Here is a 22,605-nt window from a genome sequence, read left to right as displayed (position 1 = left end):
CTAGCGCTCGAGGACGAGGGCGAGGCCCTGGCCCACGCCGATGCAGAGGGTGGCGACGCCGACACCGCTGCCCTGGCGGGCGAGCTGGTGGGCGACCGTGCCGGCGAGCCGGGCACCGGAGGCGCCCAGCGGGTGGCCGAGGGCGATGGCACCGCCCTGCGGGTTGAGGATCGCCGGGTCGAACTCGGGCCATTCGGCGACACAGCCCAGCACCTGGGCGGCGAACGCCTCGTTCAGCTCCAGCACTGACAGATCGTCAAAACTCTTGCCCGCCTTGGCGAGCGCACGGTTGACGGCTTCCACCGGGGCGAGGCCGAAGTAGTGCGGGTCGAGGGCGTTGACACCGGTCGCGGAGATCCGCGCCAGCGGTTCGCGGCCCGTGGCCTTCAGGCCCTCCTCGTCGACGAGGAGCAGGGCGGCGGCGCCGTCGTTGAGGGGGGAGGCGTTGCCCGCGGTGACCGTTCCCCCGGAGGTACGGAAGGACGGCTTGAGCCTGGCCATGGCGCTCAGCGACGCATCCGGACGTACGCACTCGTCGGCACCGAAGACCACCGGCTCGCCCTTGCGCTGCGGGATCGACACCGGCGCGAGTTCGGCGTCGAACAGGCCCGCCTGCTGGGCCCGCGCGGCCTTCTGGTGGCTGTTCAGCGCGAACTCGTCCTGCTGTTCACGGCTGATCTTGTGCTTCTCGGCGATCAGTTCGGCCGACTCGCCCAGCGGAACCGTCCACTGCGGCTCCATCTTCGGATTGACCATCCGCCAGCCCAGCGTGGTCGAGTACAGCTCGGCGTGCCCGGCCGGGAACGGCTTGTCCGACTTGGGCAGCACGTACGGCGCCCGGGTCATCGACTCGACACCGCCGGCCACGGCGATGGAGGCGTCCCCGACCGCGATGGCGCGGGCCGCCTGGATCACGGCTTCGAGGCCGGACGCGCACAGCCGGTTCACGGTCACGCCCGGTACGGAGGTGGGCAGGCCGGCGAGGAGCCCGGCCATCCTGCCCACGTTGCGGTTCTCCTCGCCGGCACCGTTGGCGTTGCCGAAGTACACGTCCTCGATCCGGGACGGGTCCAACTCAGGCGTACGGCCGAGGAGTTCACGGATGGCATGCGCGCCCAGGTCATCGGGGCGGACGGCGGCGAGGGCGCCGCTGTAACGGCCGATCGGGGTGCGCACGGCGTCGACGATGTAGACGGTCTTCACTTCAGGCCCTCCGCGACGGTCAGCTTGGCGTCGGTCTTGCCGGTGATCTCGTCGACGCTCACGCCGGGCGCGGTCTCGACGAGCAGCAGACCGTCCTCCGTGACGTCCAGGACGCCGAGGTCGGTGATGATCCGGTTCACACACGCCTTGCCCGTGAGCGGCAGCGCGCACTCCGCGAGGATCTTCGGGGAGCCGTCCTTGGCGGTGTGGGTCATCACGACGATGACCGTGCGGGCCCCGTGGACGAGGTCCATCGCCCCGCCGATCCCGGTGATCAGCTTGCCGGGGACGGCCCAGTTGGCGAGGTCGCCCTTCTCGGAAACCTGCATGGCACCGAGCACGGCGACGTCGATGTGTCCGCCGCGGATCATCCCGAAGGAGAGCGAGGAGTCGAAGAAGGAGGCGCCCGGCAGCACGGTCACCGTCTCCTTGCCCGCGTTGATCAGATCGGGGTCGACCTGGTCCTCGGTGGGGTAGGGGCCGGTGCCCAGGATGCCGTTCTCCGACTCGAGGATCACCTCGACGCCCGGCGGGAGGTAGTTGGGGATCAGGGTCGGCAGGCCGATGCCGAGATTGACGTACTGGCCGTCCTCGAGCTCGCGCGCGGCCCGCGCGGCCATCTGTTCACGTGTCCAGGCCATCAGGAGCTCACCGTCCGCTTCTCTATCTGCTTGTCGGCGGCCTCTTCGGGCGTCAGCGCGACGACCCTCTGTACGAAGATCCCCGGCAGATGCACCGCGTCCGGGTCCATCTCCCCAGGCTCCACCAGCTCCTCCACCTCGGCGATCGTCACCCGCCCGGCCATCGCCGCGAGCGGGTTGAAGTTGCGGCTGGACTTGTTGAAGACCAGGTTGCCGTACCGGTCGCCCTTCGCGGCCCTGACCAATGCGAAGTCCGTGCGGATCCCGTGCTCCAGTACATACTCCGTGCCGTCGAACTCCCGCACCTCCTTCGGGGGCGAGGCCAGCGCGACGCCGCCGGAGCCGTCGTAGCGCCAGGGCAGTCCGCCGTCGGCGACCTGCGTGCCCACACCGGCCGGCGTGTAGAAGGCGGGGATCCCGGCGCCACCCGCGCGCAGTCGCTCGGCGAGAGTGCCCTGCGGGATCATCTCCACCTCCAGCTCCCCGCCCAGGTACTGGCGGGCGAACTCCTTGTTCGCACCGATGTAGGAGCCGGTCACCCGGGCGATCCGCCCGGCCGACAGGAGTACCGCGAGGCCGGACTCCATCGCCCCGCAGTTGTTGGAGACGACGCTCACGCCGGTGACCCCCCGCTCGTACAGCGCCTGGATCAGCACGTTCGGCACACCGCTGAGCCCGAAGCCGCCCACCGCGAGCGACGCACCGTCCGGCACATCGGCCACCGCCTCAAGGGCCGTGGCGACCACCTTGTCCATCCGTGAAGCCCCATCCCGTCCGAGCGCCCGTCCCGAGCAATTAGTCAGGGCACTGATTATTTCAGCGAGGTGTCCCTCACGCTGCCACCGGAGCTTCGGGGCGTCAAGGCCCAGGATAAATACGAGGTCAGCTCACGCGGTGCGCGCCGCAGACAGGTGCCGCACCGCGCCGGTATTGTTCAGTGCACCAACGAATCCGATCTGGGGAGCGCACATGGCCGCGGTGGATCTCACCACCCACCCCGGGCACCTGGCCCGGCGGCTCCAGCAGGCGCACTACCTGCTGTGGAACACGATGGTCTCCGAGGAGATCACCTCGCCGCAGTTCGCGGTCCTCAACGCGCTCGTCGCCGAGCCCGGCCTCGATCAGCGCACGGTGGGGGAGCGGGTGGGGCTCGACCGGTCGACCATCGCCGAGGTGATCAGCCGGCTCGGCCGCCGCGGGCTCCTCGACAAGGTGCGCGACTCGCAGGACGGCCGCCGCTTCCTGCTGCGCCTCACCGACGAGGGCCTGCGCACCCACCGCAAGCTGACCGTGCGCACGGCCCGGATGAACCAGGTCTTCCTGGCCCCGCTCTCCGCCGAGGAGCAGTCCGTGTTCTTCGACCTCATCCGGCGCGTCTCGGACGCGGCCGAGGGGCTCCGCAACCCGACGGAACCCCTCGTCACCCAGCCCTGAGCCCGTTCAGCCGCTCATGACGCCTTCGCGAACACCACCCACACCTGCCCCTTGGCGAAGTTCACCGGCGTACCGTCGCTCGTCGTGAACTCGGTGCCCTCGGTCGCCTTCGGGCGCGACCAGTTCACGTCGTAGGTCCGCCCGCCGCGCAGCACCTCCGCCGTCCCCTCGCCGACCGTCTCGGTGTACGGCGTGTTGTTGCCGAGGAAGTCCTGGAAGCCGGACTTGCGCACGTTCACGTACTGCACGACGACCGTCGCCGGTGCCACCCGCTTCCCGTCCGTCGTCACGGTCGGCGTCCCGTCCATCGAGACCAGCCAGCGGTCCCGGTCCGCGGACCACGTGAAGGTGAAGCGCGCCGCCGGGAAGCGCACGGTCCGCGAGGTCTCCTTCTGCCCGCCGGAGGGCGCGGCGCCGTACCGGAAGCCGGTGGTCAGCGCGTCCGCGCCCGGCGCGGCGGACAGCAGCCGGTCCGGGCGCAGGTAGAGATTGTGCGGGGAGGGCTTGTCGGTGCCGCGGTAGTAGGCGCCGGACACCTCGCCGGGGGTCTGCACGACCAGCGGCGCCTCGTTGATCAGCGGCATCAGCTTGCCCTGGGCCCCGGAGAAGGCGAGGGTCGGCCGGTCGAACTGCCGCAGCAGCTCCAGGTCCGACTCGCGGGCGCTGCGCACCGGACCGACGGCCTTCGGCAGCTTGGTCGCGTAGACCGCCATCAGCCGGCTCATCCCGCCCTCGACCTGCTCGGCGTACACGATGTCGGCGGAGTTCAGGCCCGTATGGGGCCGGGCCGCGCGTGCGTTGTCGATCTTCACGGCGAGCACGGAACCGGCGGCGGCGCTCTCGCTCGGGCTCTCGCCCGGGCTCTCGGCCTCGCCCTCGCTCCGGCTCTCTGCGGGCGTCCGCACCTGTCCGCGTCCGTCGTCGCCCGTGCCACGCCCGCCCGTGCAGCCCGCCGCCAGCGAGGCGGCCGCCGTGGCGGCGAGCAGCGCCACCGCCGTAGCAGCACGCCGCGTGCGCGCCCTGTGTCCCATGCCCACCGTGGCCACCCGTCTCTTGTTATTGATTGTGCGCTTATAAGTTCATTGATGGCCATACCCGATCGAATCTGATTCGCGGCGTTCAATAGGCCGATCGGCCCAGGTGCGGTGGTTCACCGAGTGGCGCCCGGGTACCCGGGCGCCACTGCAGACCGGACACGCCGACGCGAACTGGGAGCGTGCGATGAAGGCAGTGACCTGGCAGGGCAAGCGGGACGTGCGGGTGGAGGACGTGCCCGATCCGACGATCCAGGAGCCGACGGACGCCGTCATCCGCGTCACCTCCACCGGGCTGTGCGGCTCCGACCTGCATCTGTACGAGGTGCTCACCGCGTTCATGACGCCGGGCGACATCCTCGGTCACGAGCCGATGGGCATCGTCGAGGAGGTGGGCGCCGGGGTGCCCGACCTCGCGGCCGGCGACCGGGTCGTGGTGCCCTTCCAGATCGCCTGCGGCAGCTGCTGGATGTGCATGACCGGACTGCCCACGCAGTGCGAGACCACCCAGGTCACCAGCGAGGGCATGGGCGCCGCCCTCTTCGGCTACACCCGCCTGTACGGGGCGGTCCCCGGCGCCCAGGCGGAGTACCTGCGCGTCCCGCAGGCGCAGTTCGGGCCGATCAAGGTCCCCGAGGGCCCGCCCGACGACCGGTTCGTCTACCTCTCCGACGTCCTGCCCACCGCCTGGCAGGCGGTCTCCTACGCGGACGTGCCCCAGGGCGGCAGCGTCGCCGTACTCGGCCTCGGGCCCATCGGTGACATGGCCTGTCGCATCGCCCAGCTGCGCGGCGCCGGGCGGGTGTTCGGCGTGGACCTGGTCGGCGAGCGGCTGCGCCGGGCGCGGTCGCGGGGCGTGGAGACGTACGACCTCAGGAGCTTCGACAACGAGAAGGAGCTGGTCCAGGCGATCCGCGACGAGACGGACGGCCGCGGCCCCGACGCCGTGATCGACGCCGTCGGCACCGAGGCCCACGGCAGCGCCGCCGCCAAGCTCGCCCAGCAGGCCTCGTCCCTGCTGCCGCGGAAGATCGGCGGACCGTTCGCGGAACGCTTCAGCGTCGACCGGCTCGCCGCCCTCCACACCGCCATCGAGCTGGTGCGCCGGGGCGGCACGATCTCGCTGTCCGGCGTGTACGGCGGCATGGCCGACCCGCTGCCGATGCTCACCATGTTCGACAAGCAGATCCAGCTGCGGATGGGCCAGGCCAACGTGCGCCGCTGGAGCGACGAGATCATCCCCTACCTCACCGACGAGGACCCCCTCGGCGTCGACGACTTCGCCACCCACCGGCTGCCGCTCAGCGAGGCACCGCACGCGTACGAGATGTTCCAGCGGAAGCGGGAGGGCGCGGTGAAGGTGCTGATGACGCCGTGAGCCAGGCCCGTGAGCCGGGCCGTGAATGGGGGCTCGCTGGGCCAGGCCCCATGAGCCAGGCCAGTGAGCAGGGCCTGGTGACTCAGGCGCCGAGGATCTCCTCCAGGTCGTAGCGGACCGGCTCCTCCAGCTGCGCGTACGTGCAGCTCTCCGGGGTCCGGTCCGGGCGCCAGCGGCGGAAGCGGGCCGTGTGCCGGAAGCGCGCGCCGTTCTCCATGTGGTCGTACGCCACCTCGGCCACCCGCTCCGGCCGCAGCGGCACCCAGGACAGGTCCTTCTTGCCGGACCAGCGGCTGGGCGCCCCCGGCAGCCGGGCGGTCTCGTGCGCCGCCTCCTCGGCCCAGGCCGCCCACGGGTGGCCCGTGACGTCGTCCATGCGCAGCGGCTCCAGCTCCTCGACCAGTTCGGCGCGCCGCTTCATGGCGAAGGCGGCCGACACGCCCACGTGCTGGAGGGCGCCCCGGTCGTCGTACAGGCCCAGCAGGAGCGAGCCGACCACCGGGCCGCTCTTGTGGAGGCGGTAGCCCGCGACGACCACGTCCGCCGTCCGCTCGTGCTTGACCTTGAACATGGCGCGCTCGTCCTGGAGGTAGCGCACGGTGAGCGGCTTGGCGATGACACCGTCCAGGCCGGCCCCCTCGTACTGCTCGAACCACTGCCGCGCCACGTCGATGTCGGTCGTCGCCGGCGCCACGTGCACGGGGGCCGTCGCGTCGGCCAGGGCCATGGTCAGGAGCGACCGGCGCTCGCCGAGCGGCACGTCGAGCAGCGACTCGTCCGCCAGCGCCAGCAGGTCGAAGGCGACGAAGGAGGACGGCGTCCGCTCCGCCAGCATCCGCACCCGGGAGTCCGCCGGGTGGATGCGCTCGGTCAGCGCGTCGAAGTCCAGCCGTCCCTCCCGCGCGATGACGATCTCCCCGTCCACCACGCACCGCTGCGGCAACCGCTCCCTGAGCGCCGCCACCAGCTCCGGGAAGTACCTGGTCAGCGGCTTGCCGGTACGACTGCCCAGCTCGACCTCGGCCCCGTCGCGGAACACGATCGCCCGGAACCCGTCCCACTTCGCCTCGTACTGCATGTCCGGCGGAATCGTCGCCACCGACTTGGCGAGCATGGGCTTCACGGGCGGCATCACCGGCAGATCCATGCTCCGATTCTGCCCGTGTATGCCGGGATACGCCCGGTGTGCGAGGTATGCGCGGTACGCCTACCGTGGCTCGCATGGGCGAAGCGGTGGAACTGGAGGCGGGCGGCCGGACCGTACGGCTGTCCAGCCCGGACAAGATCTTCTTCCCGGAGCGCGGCTTCACCAAGCTGGACCTCGCCCGCTACTACCAGGCCGTCGGCCCCGGCATCCTGCGCGCCCTGCGCAACCGCCCCACCACCCTGGAGCGCTATCCGGAGGGCGTGAGCGGCGAGTCCTTCTTCCAGAAGCGGGCCCCCAAGAACATGCCCGACTGGATCCCGACCGCCCACATCACCTTCCCCAGCGGCCGCAGCGCCGACGAGATGTGCCCCACCGAGGAGGCCGCCGTGCTGTGGGCCGCCCAGTTCGGCACCCTCACCTTCCACCCCTGGCCGGTGCGGCGCGACGACGTCGACCACCCCGACGAACTCCGCATCGACCTCGACCCGCAGCCCGGCACCGACTACGACGACGCCGTCCGCGCCGCCCACGAACTCCGCGCGGTCCTCGACGAGTTCGGCGGCCTGCGCGGCTGGCCGAAGACATCCGGCGGCCGGGGCCTGCACGTCTTCGTGCCGATCGAGCCGCGCTGGACCTTCACCCAGGTGAGGCGGGCCGCCATCGCGGCCGGGCGGGAGATGGAACGCCGGATGCCGGACCACGTGACGATCAAGTGGTGGAAGGAGGAACGGGGCCGCCGCATCTTCCTGGACTACAACCAGACGGCCCGGGACCGCACGATCGCCTCCGCCTACTCCGTACGACCGCGCCCGCACGCCCCCGTCTCGGCGCCCCTGCGCTGGGAGGAGGTGGGCGAGGCCCATCCCCAGGACTTCGACGTCGCGTCCATGCCGGCCCGCTTCGCCGAACTCGGCGACGTGCACGCCGACATGGACGAGCACGCCTTCTCCCTCGAGCCTCTCCTGGAGCTGGCGCGCCGAGACGAGCACGATCACGGGCTCGGCGACCTGCCGTACCCACCCGAGTATCCGAAGATGCCGGGAGAGCCCAAGCGGGTCCAGCCGAGCAAGGCGAAGAAGGCGGCGCCCCCGCCGGAGGCGCCGCCTTCCTGACCTGCAGCCCTGACTACAGCTCCTTGATCCTGATGTCCCGGTACGAGACCACGTCCGTCGTGCCGTGCACCTGGAGCCCGACGTAGCCGGAGGCGAACCGTCGCCCGTCCGTGCCCGGGTCGTCCGAGCGGGGCGGGGTGAAGTCCTGGCCGCCGATGTTGTCGAACTCGTTGATCAGCACGCCGTTGCGGTAGACCGAGTAGTGCTGGTCGACCACCCGGATCTCGTAGTCGTTCCAGGTGCCCTTCTGGGTGACGCCGGCCCCGGCGAGCCCGACCCGGTCGAAGCCGTACACCGAGCCCGTCTTGTACATGTCCCCGTCCGGCCGGTCGAGCACCTGCACCTCGTGCCCGTACTTGATGGCGACCCACTCCGGCCGCGGCTCCTCCGGGTGGTCGTGCACCCACGGGAACCGCACGAACACACCGGAGTTGGCGTTGCCGGTGCCCGGAGCGTCGTCACGCCACTGGAGCGTCGCGGATGAGCTTAGGTTTTCCTGGGTGGGGCTGGGTTTTGGGCCCGGCTCCGGTCCTGGGAAAAGGGTCTCGGCTGTCCCGGCGGCCGTGCCCGTGATGTGACGGGGGTGGCGTGGGTGTGCAGGTGGAAGCCTGCGCCGAGTCTGGCCCCACGGGGCTGGTGCCGGGTGGGGGTGCTCATCGTGTGCGGTGCCTGCCGCCGTCCGCACCGCTGGCTGCGGTGGGTTGGTGTCTGGGGCATCCGCCCCGCCGGACGCTTTCCACCCGAACCCGCGGCGGTTCGCGCTGCGGGATTGGGTGGGGCGGGGACCCTGCGTCGCTGCCTGGGCACAGGGCGGTTTCTCGTCGGCCGCGCCTTCGTCCGGTCCGCCACAGCACGTGGCTGCGGACGGTCGGAAGGGGCGGTGCCGGGGTGGGGGGTGTGCCGGACCGGCTGGTCCAGCTCCTGGACCGTGCGGTGGATCACGTATGTGCCGCTGCTCCGGTCGAGGACGGTTGTGTGCTGGTGGGTCAGGCCGCGTGCGCCGATGCGTTGCCAGGCGGCCACGTCGCGGTCCGCGCTGTACCCGCACGCCGTGTTGGGGCAGGTCGCCCATTTCCAGCCGGGCTTGGGGCTGTCGGCGGCGGCGTGGTGGCGGAAGCTGCTCAGGCAGCGGGGGCAGTACTTCGAGGTGCCCCGGGCCGGGACGATGACCACCGCGATCCCGTAGACGGCGGCCTGGTGGCGGGTGTGGGCCACGACCTGCCCGCGCACGGAGGAGGACAGGCGGGTGTTGAGGGTGCGGCCCTTGCCCCGGGCCTCCATGTCCCGCAGATCCTCCAGGTAGATCACCGTGGCCCCGGCGGCGCGGGCGGTCTCGACCATGAAGCGGGCGGCGGCCTTGGCCAGCTGTCCATTCAGCTTCGTCCGCCGCCTGCTGACCGCCGCGTGCTCGGCCTTGAGCACAGCCAGCTTCGCGGTGGTAAGTGGCGCGGGCCACTGCCCGGCCGCGGCCCGGCCGTCGACGAGGGCCTGGAGATGGGTGGTTTTGGTCCACAGGTGTTCGGCGAGGATGCGGAGCCGGTCGGCCTTGGCCAGCACTCCGTTGGGGCGGAAGAAGACGGGCTGTCCGTCGGTGACCACGGTGGGCTGAGCCCCGCCGGTCAGCGTCAGAGTGCCGCCGGTGAGCAGGGTGTTGAGGCCGTAGTCGAAGGCCACCGCCCGCACATGCCCGTTGCGGCGGGTCTTGGGGGCGGCGGTGGTGAACGCGACATCCAGCCGCAGCCGCCCGCCGCGCAGCCGCAGGGTGGGGGCGTGCAGGGCAGCACTCAGCGGGATGGTCGGCGGGAGCCGGAAGCGGATCACGGTCGGGTGCCAGTCCGCGCGGGTGCGCGGATCGGGGCGCACCGGCAGACGCACATTCAATACGGCGTAGTGGGTGGGGTCGTCGGGGCAGCGGGTCAGGGTGCACAGCTGCTTGTCGGCGGCGGCCAGCACCACCTGCCGCCCACCACCCGGAGCTGATTCCAGCGCGCACACATCCAGCGGCAACCGCCCGTACGCCGCGTGGAAGGCGGCGATCTGCCGGGTCCGGGCGCGCAGCACCGCAGCCGCCACCGCCTGGCCGTCCGGGCACGCCGCCCGCAACGCTGTCCACTCCGCCTCGGTACGCCGCATGGGATCGGCATCCGGACCGGTGGGCCAGGTGGCCAGGACCGCATCGGTGATCTCGCTGCGCCACCAGGCCGACCTCAGCGCCCGTCCGGCCTGCTCCTCGGCCACCCGCCGCACCCGGTCCGGCACGTAAAGCCCCTCCGGCACGCTCGCACCCCAGCCCAGCGTGCGCAGGGCCATCCATGCGTTCGACGGCAGCCGGGCACCGGAGAAGTCGGTCCCGGAGGCGAGCTGTGCGAGGTCGGGCCGGTTCCAGTGCGCCGAGGTCACCCCGGTACACAGCGTCTCGACCAGGGATGTCAGCCAGCCCACCCGCTCGGCCGGCACCTCCGCGCCCCACACCTCACCGGTCACCGTGTCCAGGCCCCGGAACGCGGACGCCGAGGCACACGCGACCCGCTCCGTCTCCCCGTCACCCAGCTGGATCTTCCGCCGCACTGTCCACCTCCCCGCTTCGACCTGTTGTCCGATCATCGGACTCACATATGCAACGCACCCCACCCGCAAAGGTCACGCAGCAATCGAAATCAGCCCGAGCAGACTGAAAGAATCACAGCAACCCCCAGGAAAACCAGGCAAACCGACCCGCTGTTGGCAACCGTGGGCGCCGACGAACCCGGCAAGCGGGAACTCGCCGCCGACCTGCTCGCGGCCTCGCTGCTAGTCGTTGACGACCGCGAACTTGCCGCCTCCATGGGCCCGTTGGCCACCGAGGGCCTCGATGCCCAGGTCACCCTGGGCGAGGTGCTGCGCAGTGAGCATCCAGAGCGGGACGGTATCGAGGCCCGTTCCGTCTACGCGCCTGTCGGACTGCCCTGGCAGGATCTGACGCTGGCCTGGCGGGCCTACCGGCGGGCGGCACGGGACGGCATCGGGCAACGGGTGGATCTGCTGGCCTGAGCGGGTGCCCCGAGAGCTGCGCGGAAGGTGGTCCGAGGCCCCGCCGCAACCGGGCTTCCGCCTTCAGAGAGCGCTCTCACCCCTGCCCCGCACCCGGGGCTATCCTGATCGGCACCCCGCCGATGAGGAGCCCCGAAGTGACCGAGACAGCGCCGCGTCCCACGCTGGAGGCCGTGGCCGCGCGGGCCGGGGTCTCGCGGGCCACCGCCTCGCGGGTGGTCAACGGCGGGGACGGGGTGCGGGAGCCTCTCGTGGAACGAGTGCGGCGGGCGGTGGACGAACTCGGGTACGTGCCCAACCAGGCCGCCCGCAGCCTGGTGACGAAGCGGCACGACGCCGTGGCCGTCGTCGTCGCCGAACCGGAGACCCGGGTCTTCGCCGACCCCTTCTTCGCCCTCCAACTACGCGGCATCAGCAAGGAGTTGACGGCGCACGACAACCAGCTCGTGCTACTGCTCACCGAGGGCCGCGACGACCACGCCCGGGTCGGCCGCTATCTCGCCGGCGGCCATGTCGACGGGGCGCTGGTGTTCTCGCTGCACCTCGACGACCCGCTGCCCGGCCTGATCCGCCGGGCCGGGATCCCGACCGTCTTCGGCGGCCGCCCCGGCTGGAGCGACGGCGACGGCGGTGACGTCGTCTACGTCGACAGCGACAACCGCGGCGGCGCCCGCGACGCCGTACGCCATCTCGTCGCCCTCGGCCGCACCCGCGTCGCGCACATCACCGGCCCGCTCGACCAGACCTCGGCGGCGGACCGGCTCGACGGATACCGGGACGTCATGGCCGACGCCGACCCGCGGCTGGTGGTGCCGGGCGACTTCACCCCGGCCGGCGGTGAGCGAGCGATGCGTGAACTCCTCGACCACCGCCCCGACGTGGACGCGGTGTTCGCGGCCAACGACCTCACCGCCGCCGGCGCCCTGCGCGTGCTGCGCGAGCACGGGCGGCGCGTGCCCGAGGACGTCGCCGTGATCGGCTTCGACGACATGCTGCCGGTCGCCGAGCAGACCGACCCACCCCTCACGACGGTCCGTCAGGACATAGAGGAAATGGGCCGGTTGATGGCCCGCCTGCTCCTGCGCGGCCCCGACGGCCCTCACCCCGGCGAACAGGCGCCGCGGTCCGGCGTCGTCCTGCCGACGACCCTGGTCCGCCGCGCCTCGGCCTGACCTCGCAGCTCTCCCCTTACGCCGGCTGCTGCGGCGGCGTGCTCTTGATCACCGCGAAGCGTGCCCCGTACGGGTCGGCGAGCTCGGCGATGCGGCCGACGTCCTCCAGGTCGGTCGCCGGGAGCCGGACCGTGCCGCCCCGCTCCTGCGCCGTGCTGACGGCCGCGTCGGTGTCCGGGACCTCGAAGTACGGCAGCCAGGCCCCGGCCGCCGCCTTGGTCGGGTCGTCCTCCAGCGGGACGATGCCGCCGAACATGGCGTCCGGCTCGGTCCCCGACGGGTGGACGGTGGTGTAGGTGCCCCCGGCGAAGGTGAGCGCGGAGGTCTCCCAGCCGAACAGCCCGTTGTAGAACCCGGCGGCCGCGGGAAGGTCCGGCGTGTACAACTCCAGCCAGCACAGCGAGCCCTGCTCCTGCACCACGTCCAGGCCCTTGTTGGCGGCGGGCTGCCAGATACCGAAGGCCACGCCGGCATGGTCGGCGAGGATCGCCATCCGGCCCTGGTCCATGACGTCCATGGGCTGCATCAGCACCGAGCCGTGCGTGTGCTCGGCCGCCTTCGCGGTGGCGTCCGCGTCCGGGGTCTGGAAATAGACGGTCCAGGACGGCGGGCCCTGGTCCGGGGTGGTCTGCATGCCGCCCGCGGCTGTCCTGTCGTCGAGCTGGAAGAAGCCGTAGCCGCCGGCCTCGGGCCCGCCCGACCGGAACTGCCAGCCGAAGAGGCTGCCGTAGAAGGAGGAGGCGCCTTCGATGTCGGGTGTGCCGAGATCGAGCCAGTTCGGGGCGCCGGTGACAAAACGGGTGGTGAGCATCTCTGCCACTCCTTTGAAGGGTCCCGTTGCCTGCACTGCCGAGTCTCGCACCGCCCACTGACAATCGCGCGGGCGTGACCGACGGAACCCGGTCACCCTGAGTGTCCGCAGGAACTCATCTTGTCGTACGACGTTCCGCGCGCCGCCGTGCGCCCGGGTGTCCGGCCGCGTCATCATCGGCCGTGCGGAGGCCGTGCGGGCTCCGCGTTGATCGCGCGTTGATGGAATGTTTTTCGCGCCCCGGCACGATCTCGGGCATGCACATCGACACCATCACCCCGGCCGACCTCGGCTGGCAGACGCAGGCCCTGTGCGCGCAGACCGGGGCGGACTTCTTCTTCCCCGAACCGGGCAGCTCGGTGCGCGAGGCGAAGCGCATCTGCGGCATGTGCGAGATGCGCACCGCGTGCCTGGAGTACGCACTGTCCAACGACGAGCGCTTCGGCGTCTGGGGCGGCCTGTCCGAGAAGGAACGGCTGCACCTGAGGCGGACGAACGACTAGGGCCTGACCGGCGGGTCAGGCCCGAGGAAATCGGCGGTGCCTGATCGACGAGGGTGAGTGGGGCGTCGTGCGTCGGGTGCCAGGCGGAGGAGGGCGTCGATGTGGAGCATCGGCTACCGACGACAACGCCGCCAATCGGCGTGCCATGCCCCGCGTCCGCGGCATGATCCGCCGGACAGGCACTGGAGGCTTCGGCCGCCCTTCCTCGCCGGGCGGGCCGTAAATTCGCGCGACCGACCGTAGGGGCGCGGATAGGATCCGGGAGCGCGGCCGGGCGTAGCGCAGAGGCAGTCGCGCCGCCTTGCCCAGGCGGATACGCCGGTTCGAATCCGGTCGTCCGGGCCGCGCGAGCGCAGCGAGATGGGGGTCCCCCCGGACGGAGTCTGGGGGAGGGTCGGTCGCGCAGAGGCAGGCGCGCCGCCTTCTCAGGGCGGATACGCCGGTTCGAATCCGGCCCGGCCCACCACAGCACGGCACCGGACGGGCGGGGACTCATGCGTGACGCACTCGGCGAGGAGGAGCTGGCCGCCTTCCACCGCACGGTCGCCAGGCTGCGGGCGCTGCCCGTCGACGACCCGGTACGGCTGCACGCCGAGCAGGTCGCCGCGTCCTTCGCGAGGGACGGACGCCTGCGCCGGCGCAGGACACGCGGTGCCGAACTGTCGGCCGCCGACGCCGAGGTGATGGCAGCGACCGCGACCGGCGCGCCCGACCGGCGCGAGGACGCCCCGCTGGCCGTAGCCGGTACCGGCGGAGCCTTCCGCAAGCCGCGCACCTGCTACGTCTGCAAGTCGCCCTACCGACAGGTCGATTCCTTCTACCACCGCCTGTGCCCGCGCTGCGCCGCCGACAACACCGCCCGACGGGCCATCAGCACCGACCTGAGCGGACGCCGGGTGCTGCTCACCGGCGGCCGGGTGAAGATCGGGTTCCAGCTGGCGCTGATGATGCTGCGCGACGGCGCGAAGCTGCAGGTCACCTCGCGCTTCCCGCACGACACGGTGCGCCGCTTCCGTGCCGAGCCGGGCAGCGAGAAGTGGCTCGACCGGCTGACCGTCCTCGCCGTCGACCTGCGCGACCCGCGCCAGGTGCTGGGCCTGTGCGAGGAGTTGCGGCGGGAGGGCGAGCCGCTGGACGTCCTCGTCAACAACGCGGCGCAGACCGTGCGCCGCCCGCCCGAGTCGTACGCGCTGCTCGCGGCCGGCGAGTACGACGCGCTGCCCGAGGGCGCCCGGCACGCGCCCGGCTTCACCCCGATGCGGATGCTGGGCGGCGGTGCCGCGTCCCTGACGGCAGCGCTGCGCGAGGCCGACGAGGCCGGACTGCTGCCCGACCCCTCTCCGGAGAACTCCTGGTCGGCCCGGCTCGGTGCCCTCGACCCGGCCGAGGTCCTGGAGACCCAGCTGGTCAACGCGCTCGCCCCGGCTCTGCTGTGCGACCGGCTGCTGCCCCTGTTGCTCGCCTCGCCGCACCCGCGCCGGTACGTGGTGAACGTGACCGCCGTGGAGGGCCGGTTCGCCGTCCGCAACAAGATGCCCGGCCACCCGCACACCAACATGGCCAAGGCCGCCCTCAACATGCTCACCCGCACCAGCGCCGCCGAACTCGCCGAGCAGGGCGTGCACATGTGCGCCGTCGACACCGGCTGGATCACCGACGAGAACCCGGCGCCGAAGAAGGCCCGGATGGCGGACGCGGGCTTCCGTACGCCCCTGGACATCGTGGACGGCGCGGCCCGCGTGTACGACCCGATCGTGCGCGGCGAGGCGGGGGACCCCGTGTCCGGGGTGTTCCTCAAGGACTACCGGGAGGCGCAGTGGTGAGCGAACAACCCGTGACGGGCTTCGCGGGTGTGCCGCATGTCGTGCCGCGCCCGCGCACCGAACTCGCTCCGCTCCTTGACTGGTTGCGGTCCGGCCGCCCGGCCGGGGAACGCCTGGACTTCACGGCCGGTACGGCGCTGCCCGACGGCCGCCTCGACCTGTGCAAGCAGGGACTGGGTGCCCAGGGCGCCGCCCTGGTCGCCGAAGCCCTCTCCCAAGGCTCCTCTCCCGTACGACACTTGCTGCTCGGCACCGACGCGCTCGGCGACGCCGGCGCCACCGCGGTGGCCGGTTCGCACACCGGTGTCGAGACGCTCTACCTCGGCTGCAACAACATCACAGCGGGCGGCGCCTGCCGCATCGCCGACCAGCTGCGCGCGTCCCCGCAGGTGGTCACCGGCGTCTGGCTGAAGCGCAACCCGCTGGGAGGCGGGGGCGGCCGGGCGGCGGCCGAACTTGTCGAGTCGGCCCGGTCGTTGCGCACCCTCGACCTCGTCCAGACCGGCCTCGACGCGGCGGGCATCGCAGTCCTCGCCGATGCCCTGCTCGCGGCCGCCGGCAACGGACGCCGTATCGAACGGCTCTTCGTCGGTGGCAACCCACTGGGTGAGGCCGGGGCGGTACCGCTGGCCGCCGTGCTCGCGGCCGGGGCGATCGACGAACTGTACGTCTCCGCAGCCGGGTTGGGTGACGTGGGCGCCCAGCACCTTGCCCACGCGCTGGAGCGGGCACCGTACGGATGGCTCACCCGCCTGTCCGTCGCCGGCAACGGCATCGGTCCGCGGGCCGCGGCCCGGCTGGTGGCGGCGGCGACCACGGCCGGTGTCACCCTGCTCGACCTCGGCCGGGTCCGGGCGGCGGCGGTACTGGGCGCGGCCGACAACCACATCGACCTGCCGGCCGCCGAAACGATCGCGGAAGCCCTCGCGGGCACCACGCACCGCCTCACTCACCTTGTCCTCACCCACACCGGCATGCGCAGCCGCGAGGCCCACCGCCTCCTCGACACCGCACCCCGCGCGGCCACGGCCACCCGCTTCGTCCTCGGCCGGTCCATCGCCACCAGCGTCAAACGCCGCCTGGAGGCCCTGAGCGCCCACGTCCCGCTCCCGGCGGTCCCGGCCGACGTGGCAGCCGTACGCAGCGTGCACAGAACAGCCCCCCGGCCGTGGCCGGGGGGCTAGTGTCTGATGTCAAGGGCGGGGTCGTAGCGCAGAGGCAGGCGCGCCGGTCTCCAGAACTGGAACACGCTGGTTCGAATCCAGCCGCCCCGCCCCCTCTGGAACGACGTGGCTGTCAGCCGGCCGCGCGAGCCGCCATGCGCGCCTTGCGCGCCGCGAGCTTCTCGTCGAACTTCGACGCCTCCGCGTCCAGGCCGTCCATGTACAGGCCGAGTTCCTCCTGGGCCTTGAGGCCCTCGGGGCCGAGGCCGTCGATCTCCAGGACCTTCAGGAAGCGCAGGACGGGCTGGATGACGTCGTCGTGGTGGATGCGCATGTTGTAGACCTCGCCGATCGCCATCTGCGCGGCGGCCCGCTCGAAGCCGGGCATGCCGTGGCCGGGCATCCGGAAGTTCACGATCACGTCGCGCACCGCCTGCATCGTCTGGTCGGGCGCGAGGTCGAAGGCCGCCTTCAGCAGGTTGCGGTAGAAGACCATGTGCAGGTTCTCGTCGGTCGCGATGCGCGCCAGCATGCGGTCGCAGACCGGGTCGCCGGACTGGTGGCCGGTGTTGCGGTGCGAGACGCGGGTCGCCAGCTCCTGGAAGGCGACGTAGGCCACCGAGTGCAGCATCGAGTGCCGGTTGTCCGACTCGAAGCCCTCGGCCATGTGGGCCATGCGGAACTGCTCCAGCTTGTCCGGGTCGACCGCGCGCGAGGCGAGGAGGTAGTCGCGCATCACGATGCCGTGCCGGCCCTCCTCCGCGGTCCAGCGGTGCACCCAGGTGCCCCAGGCGCCGTCACGGCCGAAGAGGGAGGCGATCTCGTGGTGGTAGCTGGGGAGGTTGTCCTCCGTGAGAAGGTTGACCACCAGTGCGATCCGGCCGAGCTCGGTGACCTTGGACTGCTGCTTGTCCCACGCCTCGCCGTCCTCGAAGAGGCCGGGGAAGTTGCGCGCGTCGCTCCACGGGACGTACTCGTGCGGCATCCAGTCCTTGGCGACCTTCAGGTGCCGGTTGAGCTCCTGCTCGACGACTTCCTCCAGCGCGTACAGCAGGCGGGCGTCGGTCCAGGCGGAGGACGGGCTGCCGAGGTGAGGGGAAGTGATCGTCACGGGTACTCCAGGGGGACGCGGAACAGTTATGAGGGTGGCCGGCGAGCGGTGCCGAACCGGTACCTACGGAATCGTAGGCTACGTATCCGTAGGTTACGAGACCGTAGGTTAAGAGCCGTGTAAAGATCCCTGATCAGGCGTGTTCCCCAAGCATGACAAAGGGCCCCGGGAAGCGCAGGTCCGGGGCCGGAAGGGCGAGTTGCTCACCCGGTCATGCATACAGTTCCCGCAGGCGCACCGAGAGACAAGTCACACAGCCTTCGAGCTTCTCGAACTCGCTGATGTCGACGAGGACGGGCTCGTGGCCGAGGTCGCCGAGGAGTTCGGCGGTCTTCGGTGCGCTCGCCGCCATCAGCAGTTTGTCGCCCCCGAGCAGTACCACGTGCGCCCCGGACTCCTCCGGTACCGGCAGGAAGCGCGGGAACAGCGAGGGCGCGTCCAACTGCGGGATGCGTCCGAGGACGGTCCCGTCGGGCAGCGCGGTGACCGCGGTCTTCAGATGCAGCACCTTGCTCACCGGTACGGCGACGATCCGCGCCCCGAGCGGTTCGAAGGCGGCCCGCAGTTGCTGGACCCCCGCCGCGTTGGTGCGACCGCCCCGGCCGACGTAGATCGTGTCGCCGATCTTCAACACGTCACCGCCGTCCAGCGTGCCCGGGTCCCAGATCCAGTTGACCGAGCAGCCCAGGCGGGCCACGGCCTCCTCGACGCCCATGGTCTCCTCGCGCCGGGACTCGGCGCCGGGCCGGGTGATCAGCGCGACGTTCTTGTACATGACGACGGTGTCCTCGACGAACACCGAGTCGGGGCAGTCGTCCTCCGGATCCACCTCGATGGTCTCCCAGCCGTGCGTGCGCAGGGCCTCGACGTACGCCTCCCACTGGTCGAGGGCGAGGTCGGCATCGACCTTCTCGCGCTCGATGTGGGTCACCAGGCCTTCGGCGAGGCGCGGGCTGGGGCGGCGGACGAGGGCCTTCTTGCTGGGCACGAGGGATCTCCGGATCGGTGGGACAGGGTTGTGGCCTGTCCGCCATCATGCAGGGCGGGTGCGCGCGGGCAAAACCCCTGTTGTCAGGCTGTGGCCCTCCTGAGATGCTCCGCCGTGCTGGAGTCCCGTGCGGACAGCAGTTCCCGGGGGGTCCCTTCGAAGATCACCCGACCGCCGTCCCGGCCCCCGTCCGGGCCCAGGTCGATGATCCGGTCGCCGTGTGCCACCACGTCCAGGTGGTGCTCCACGACCACGACCGTGTTCCCCGCGTCGACCAGCCGGTCCAGCAGGCCGAGCAGCCCGTCCACGTCCGACATGTGCAGCCCGGTTGTCGGCTCGTCGAGGACGTACACCGCTCCCGTCCGGTGCAGCCGGGTCGCCAGCTTCATCCGCTGCCGTTCACCGCCGGAGAGCGTGGACAGCGGTTGGCCGAGCGTGAGATAGGTGAGGCCGACGTCCCGCAGGGCGCTCAGCCGGCGTCGTACACCGGAGTCGTCGAAGAACTCCAGCGCCTGGTCGGCCGTCATCTCCAGGACGTCCGCCACCGAGTTGCCGCCGACGGTCAGCCGCAGCACCTCGTCCTTGAAACGGCGCCCCTCGCAGTCGTGGCAGGTCGTCGTCACCGGATCCATGAACGCCAGATCGGTGTAGACGATCCCGCGGCCCTCGCACGTGGCACACGCACCGGTCGAGTTGAAGCTGAAGAACCCCGGCTCGGCACCCGTCTCGCGCGCGAAGGTCTTCCGTACCGTGTCCATGATCCCGATGTACGTCGCCGGGGTGGACCGCGCGGAGATCCCGATGGACGACTGGTCGACGACCACCGTGTCGGGGTGGGCGGCGGTGAACTCCGCGACCAGCGTGCTCTTCCCGGACCCGGCGACCCCGGTCACCACGGTCAGCACCCCGGTCGGGAACGCGACGGTCACGTCCCGCAGGTTGTGCCGGTCGGCACCCTTGACCCACAGTGCGCCGGTGGCGTCCCGCACGTGCTCCTTGAGTGCCGTACGGCGGCGCAGGCACCGCCCGGTCGGCGTCCCCGACTCGGCGAGCTCCGCCGGCGTGCCCTCGAACACCACCTGCCCGCCCTCGGCACCGGCTCCGGGCCCCATGTCGACGACATGGTCGGCCAGCGTGATGACGTCCGGGTCGTGCTCGACGACCAGCACGGTGTTGCCCTTGTCGCGCAGCCGCAGCAGCAGGTCGCCGAGGCGGCCGACGTCCCGCGGGTGCAGGCCGACGGTGGGTTCGTCGAAGATGTACGTCATCCCGGTCAGGCTGGAGCCCAAGTGCCGGACCGTCTTCAGCCGTTGGCCCTCGCCGCCGGACAGGGTGGAGGTCTCGCGGTCGAGGCTGAGGTAGCCGAGGCCGATCGCGTCGATGCGTTCGAGGGCGGCGACGGCGGCCCCGGCGATCGGCCGGGCGACCGGGTCGTCGATCTCCTTCAGTACCCCGATCAGATCGCTGACCTGCATGTGTGTGCAGTCGGCGAGTTTCCGGCCGCCAATCCGGGTGGCGAGCGCCGCCCGGTTGAGGCGGGCGCCGGCGCAGGCCGGGCAGGTGCCCTCCGCCAGGAACTCCTGTACCAGGTCACGGGTCTTCTGGCTCATGGCGGACAGGTCGCGCTTGAGGTACAGCCGCTCGAAGCGGTCGGCCAGGCCCTCGTACTCGGTGGTCCAGGTGCCGCCGGTGGCGTTGACGGTGACCTTGCTGCCGGGGCGGCCGCGCATCAGGAACCGCCGCTCGGCGGCGGTGAAGGTGCCGACCGGCTTGTCGGGGTCCAGTTCCTCGGTGTTGGTGTACGCCTGCCCCTGCCAGGTCCCGGCGGCGAACGGCGGGAAGCGCACCGCCCCGTCCGCGAGCGAGCGGCCGGGGTCGAGGATGCGGTCCCAGTCGGGTCGTACCGTCCGGCCGAGACCGTCGCACTCGGGGCACATGCCCGCCGGGTCGTTGAACGAGTACGCCGTCGCCGGTCCGGCGCTCGGGGTGCCGTGCCGGGAGAACAGCACCCGCAGCACCGAGTAGACGTCGGTCATCGTGCCGACCGTGGACCGGGAGTGGCCCCCGACCGGCCGTTGGTCGACGACGATCGCGGGCGACAGGTCCTCCAGCGCGTCCGCGTGCGGCCGCTCGTACTTGGGCAGACGGTTGCGCACGAACCAGGTGAAGGTCTCGTTCAGCTGGCGCTGGGACTCGACCGCGATCGTGTCGAACACGACCGACGACTTCCCCGACCCCGAAACGCCGGTGAACACGGTCAGCCGGCCTTTCGGGATGCGGAGGGTGACGTCCTTGAGGTTGTTCTCCCGGGCTCCGGTGAGGGTGATGAAATCGGGCATGCACCCGACGCTAGGCGGGATACCCGACAGCTTCTGGCTTGATTTCCCTGAGTTCTCCTTCTTCCATCAGCAGCCAGCGGGTGATGCCGATCGACTCCAGGAACGGCAGGTCGTGACTGGCCACGATCAACGCTCCCTCGTACGACTCCAGGGCCGTCGTCAGCTGTCGCACGCTCGCCATGTCGAGGTTGTTGGTCGGCTCGTCCAGCATCAGCAGCTGCGGCGCGGGCTCGGCCAGCATCAGCGCGGCCAGGGCCGCCCGGAAACGTTCGCCGCCGGACAGGGTCTCCGCCTTCTGGTCGGCGCGGGCGCCCCGGAACAGGAAGCGGGCCAGCCGCGTCCGGACCCGGTTGTTGGTGGCGCCCGGCGCGAACCGGGCCACGTTCTCGGCGACCGTCAGCTCGTCGTCGAGGACGTCGAGCCGCTGCGGCAGAAACCGCATCGGCACCTGCGTCCTCGCCTCGCCCGACACCGGCTCCAGCTCCCCGGCGATCGTGCGCAGCAGCGTCGTCTTGCCCGCGCCGTTGCGTCCGATCAGCGCGATCCGCTCCGGACCGCGCAGGTCGAAGCCGCCCGCAACGCTTGCGCCGTAGGCGAGTCGCAGGTCCATGAGGGTGAGGACGGTACGGCCCGGCGGTACGGCCGTGTACGGCAGGTCGACGCGGATCTCGTCGTCGTCCCGTACGGCCTCCACCGCCTCGTCGAGCCGCTCCTTGGCCTCGGCGAGCCGTTCCTCGTGCAGGATGCGGTGCTTGCCCGCGGACTCCTGTGCCGCGCGCTTGCGTGCCCCCATGATGATCTTCGGCTCGCGCTTCTGGTCCCACATCTTCTGCCCGTACCGCTTGCGCCGGGCCAACTTGACCTGGGCCTCCGTGAGTTCACGCTTCTGTTTCTTCAGATCCGACTCGGCGACCCGCACCATCCGCTCGGCGGCCTCCTGTTCGGTGGCGAGCGCCTCCTCGTAGGCGGAGAAGTTGCCGCCGTACCAGGTGACCTCGCCGGAGTGCAGATCGGCGATCTGGTCGACCAGTTCGAGGAGTTCGCGGTCGTGGCTGACCACCACCATGACGCCCGGCCAGGACTGGACGGCCGAGTACAGCCGCCTGCGCGCGTACAGGTCCAGGTTGTTGGTGGGCTCGTCGAGCAGCAGGACGTCCGGGCGGCGCAGCAGCAGCGCGGCCAGCCGCAGGAGCACCGACTCGCCGCCCGACACCTCGCCGATCGCCCGGTCCAGCTCGATGTGACCGAGCCCGAGTTCGCCGAGGGTGGCGAGCGCGCGCTCCTCCACGTCCCAGTCGTCGCCGACCGTCTCGAAGTGCTTCTCGGCCACGTCACCGGCCTCGATGGCGTGCAGCGCGGCCCGCTGTGCGGCGATGCCGAGCGCCTCGTCGACCCTCAGACGGGTGTCGAGGGTGACGTTCTGCGGGAGGTAGCCGACCTCGCCGGCGACGCGGACGGTGCCGTCGGCAGGGGTGAGCTCTCCGGCGATCAGCTTCAACAGGGTCGACTTTCCGGACCCGTTGACGCCGACGAGGCCGGTGCGGCCGGGGCCGAACGCCACGTCGAGGTCCTCGAAGACGGGGGTGCCGTCGGGCCAGGCGAAGGCGAGGGAGGTACAGGTGATGGAAGTAGACATACGGGGTCTCCGCGGTTGCTTGAGGTGGTCGGGGGCAAACGCGTATCGAGACACCTGCGACCAAGGGGGAGAGGCCCCGG

At 71.4% G+C, this 22,605-nt stretch carries 19 protein-coding genes, 3 tRNA genes and 1 pseudogene; 11 read left to right on the top strand and 12 right to left on the bottom strand.

From position 1 onward, the window contains the following. Genes AC5P09_RS10350 through AC5P09_RS10340 form a run of 3 tightly spaced genes read right to left on the bottom strand, consistent with a single transcriptional unit; the run spans position 1 to position 2,599 of the window. Positions 1–1,203, bottom strand: coding sequence for a thiolase family protein (locus AC5P09_RS10350; protein WP_493873557.1), 1,203 nt, complete (start codon positions 1,201–1,203; stop codon positions 1–3). Beyond that, the gene (locus tag AC5P09_RS10345; RefSeq protein WP_493873556.1) at positions 1,200–1,844 is read right to left on the bottom strand and encodes a CoA transferase subunit B; all 645 of its coding nucleotides are present in this window, start codon (positions 1,842–1,844) and stop codon (positions 1,200–1,202) included. The genes AC5P09_RS10350 and AC5P09_RS10345 overlap by 4 nt, the downstream gene beginning before the upstream one ends. After that, entirely contained in the window at positions 1,844–2,599 is a 756-nt protein-coding gene (locus AC5P09_RS10340; RefSeq protein WP_493873555.1) for a CoA transferase subunit A, read from the bottom strand. The genes AC5P09_RS10345 and AC5P09_RS10340 overlap by 1 nt, the downstream gene beginning before the upstream one ends. 214 nt (positions 2,600–2,813) lie before the next feature. On the opposite strand from AC5P09_RS10340, the gene AC5P09_RS10335 reads away from it, so the two are divergent. Continuing rightward, entirely contained in the window at positions 2,814–3,278 is a 465-nt protein-coding gene (locus tag AC5P09_RS10335; protein WP_493873554.1) for a MarR family winged helix-turn-helix transcriptional regulator, read from the top strand. Between the two features lie 14 nt (positions 3,279–3,292). Here the strand turns inward: AC5P09_RS10335 and AC5P09_RS10330 are convergent, their stop codons facing one another. Then, positions 3,293–4,309: a DUF3048 domain-containing protein gene (locus AC5P09_RS10330; RefSeq protein ID WP_493873553.1), complete on the bottom strand. Its 1,017-nt coding sequence runs from the start codon at positions 4,307–4,309 to the stop codon at positions 3,293–3,295. Between the two features lie 190 nt (positions 4,310–4,499). Here AC5P09_RS10330 and AC5P09_RS10325 point away from each other — a divergent pair, with 190 nt between their 5' ends. Next, on the top strand, positions 4,500–5,690 hold the full coding sequence (locus AC5P09_RS10325; RefSeq protein WP_493873552.1) for a zinc-dependent alcohol dehydrogenase: 1,191 nt from the start codon (positions 4,500–4,502) through the stop codon (positions 5,688–5,690). Between the two features lie 82 nt (positions 5,691–5,772). Here the strand turns inward: AC5P09_RS10325 and AC5P09_RS10320 are convergent, their stop codons facing one another. Continuing rightward, positions 5,773–6,837, bottom strand: a complete 1,065-nt coding sequence (locus AC5P09_RS10320) for an ATP-dependent DNA ligase (protein ID WP_493873551.1) — start codon at positions 6,835–6,837, stop codon at positions 5,773–5,775. Positions 6,838–6,911: 74 nt separating this feature from the next. Here AC5P09_RS10320 and ligD point away from each other — a divergent pair, with 74 nt between their 5' ends. After that, a complete protein-coding gene (ligD, locus tag AC5P09_RS10315; RefSeq protein ID WP_493873550.1) occupies positions 6,912–7,949 on the top strand; it encodes a non-homologous end-joining DNA ligase in 1,038 nt (345 codons plus the stop codon). 13 nt (positions 7,950–7,962) lie between these two features. Here the strand turns inward: ligD and AC5P09_RS10310 are convergent. Further along, positions 7,963–8,430 (bottom strand): annotated as a pseudogene (locus tag AC5P09_RS10310) (3-keto-disaccharide hydrolase); the annotation flags it as partial. Between the two features lie 5 nt (positions 8,431–8,435). Continuing rightward, positions 8,436–10,517 (bottom strand): zinc ribbon domain-containing protein, encoded by a 2,082-nt coding sequence (locus AC5P09_RS10305; protein ID WP_493873549.1) that lies wholly within the window; start codon positions 10,515–10,517, stop codon positions 8,436–8,438. Positions 10,518–10,679: 162 nt separating this feature from the next. Here AC5P09_RS10305 and AC5P09_RS10300 point away from each other — a divergent pair, with 162 nt between their 5' ends. Both AC5P09_RS10300 and AC5P09_RS10295 read left to right on the top strand, forming a co-directional pair. Continuing rightward, complete coding sequence (locus tag AC5P09_RS10300) at positions 10,680–10,979, top strand: hypothetical protein (RefSeq protein WP_493873693.1); 300 nt, start codon at positions 10,680–10,682, stop codon at positions 10,977–10,979. 137 nt (positions 10,980–11,116) lie between these two features. Further along, on the top strand, positions 11,117–12,151 hold the full coding sequence (locus tag AC5P09_RS10295; RefSeq protein WP_345562794.1) for a LacI family DNA-binding transcriptional regulator: 1,035 nt from the start codon (positions 11,117–11,119) through the stop codon (positions 12,149–12,151). A gap of 16 nt (positions 12,152–12,167) precedes the next feature. Here AC5P09_RS10295 and AC5P09_RS10290 read toward each other — a convergent pair whose 3' ends face one another. Further along, positions 12,168–12,962 carry a VOC family protein gene (locus AC5P09_RS10290; RefSeq protein WP_493873548.1) on the bottom strand — a complete coding sequence of 265 codons (795 nt, stop codon included), beginning with the start codon at positions 12,960–12,962 and terminating at the stop codon, positions 12,168–12,170. A 257-nt stretch (positions 12,963–13,219) separates the two neighbouring features. On the opposite strand from AC5P09_RS10290, the gene AC5P09_RS10285 reads away from it, so the two are divergent. From AC5P09_RS10285 to AC5P09_RS10260, 6 genes are all read left to right on the top strand, one after another. Continuing rightward, the gene (locus tag AC5P09_RS10285; RefSeq protein WP_266450345.1) at positions 13,220–13,465 is read left to right on the top strand and encodes a WhiB family transcriptional regulator; all 246 of its coding nucleotides are present in this window, start codon (positions 13,220–13,222) and stop codon (positions 13,463–13,465) included. 270 nt (positions 13,466–13,735) lie between these two features. Then, positions 13,736–13,807: transfer RNA gene (locus tag AC5P09_RS10280), tRNA-Gly, on the top strand. 49 nt (positions 13,808–13,856) lie between these two features. Beyond that, positions 13,857–13,931, top strand: a tRNA-Glu gene (locus tag AC5P09_RS10275). Between the two features lie 28 nt (positions 13,932–13,959). After that, complete coding sequence (locus AC5P09_RS10270) at positions 13,960–15,288, top strand: SDR family NAD(P)-dependent oxidoreductase (protein ID WP_493873547.1); 1,329 nt, start codon at positions 13,960–13,962, stop codon at positions 15,286–15,288. Continuing rightward, positions 15,285–16,472, top strand: a complete 1,188-nt coding sequence (locus AC5P09_RS10265; RefSeq protein ID WP_493873546.1) for a leucine-rich repeat domain-containing protein — start codon at positions 15,285–15,287, stop codon at positions 16,470–16,472. Before AC5P09_RS10270 ends, AC5P09_RS10265 begins: the two co-directional genes overlap by 4 nt. Before the next feature lie 15 nt (positions 16,473–16,487). Continuing rightward, a tRNA-Trp gene (locus tag AC5P09_RS10260) sits at positions 16,488–16,563 on the top strand. A gap of 21 nt (positions 16,564–16,584) precedes the next feature. Here AC5P09_RS10260 and AC5P09_RS10255 read toward each other — a convergent pair. From AC5P09_RS10255 to AC5P09_RS10240, 4 genes are all read right to left on the bottom strand, one after another. Continuing rightward, entirely contained in the window at positions 16,585–17,562 is a 978-nt protein-coding gene (locus tag AC5P09_RS10255; RefSeq protein WP_493873545.1) for an acyl-ACP desaturase, read from the bottom strand. A 211-nt stretch (positions 17,563–17,773) separates the two neighbouring features. Next, positions 17,774–18,550, bottom strand: a complete 777-nt coding sequence (gene ddaH, locus AC5P09_RS10250; protein ID WP_493873544.1) for a dimethylargininase — start codon at positions 18,548–18,550, stop codon at positions 17,774–17,776. 83 nt (positions 18,551–18,633) lie between these two features. Next, positions 18,634–20,889, bottom strand: a complete 2,256-nt coding sequence (locus tag AC5P09_RS10245; protein WP_493873543.1) for an ATP-binding cassette domain-containing protein — start codon at positions 20,887–20,889, stop codon at positions 18,634–18,636. Between the two features lie 10 nt (positions 20,890–20,899). Continuing rightward, the gene (locus tag AC5P09_RS10240; RefSeq protein WP_493873542.1) at positions 20,900–22,525 is read right to left on the bottom strand and encodes an ABC-F family ATP-binding cassette domain-containing protein; all 1,626 of its coding nucleotides are present in this window, start codon (positions 22,523–22,525) and stop codon (positions 20,900–20,902) included. Between the last annotated feature and the right edge of the window lie 80 nt (positions 22,526–22,605).

This window comes from Streptomyces sp. a15, from assembly GCF_059026085.1.
This window is presented reverse-complemented; position numbering and strand designations above follow the sequence as displayed.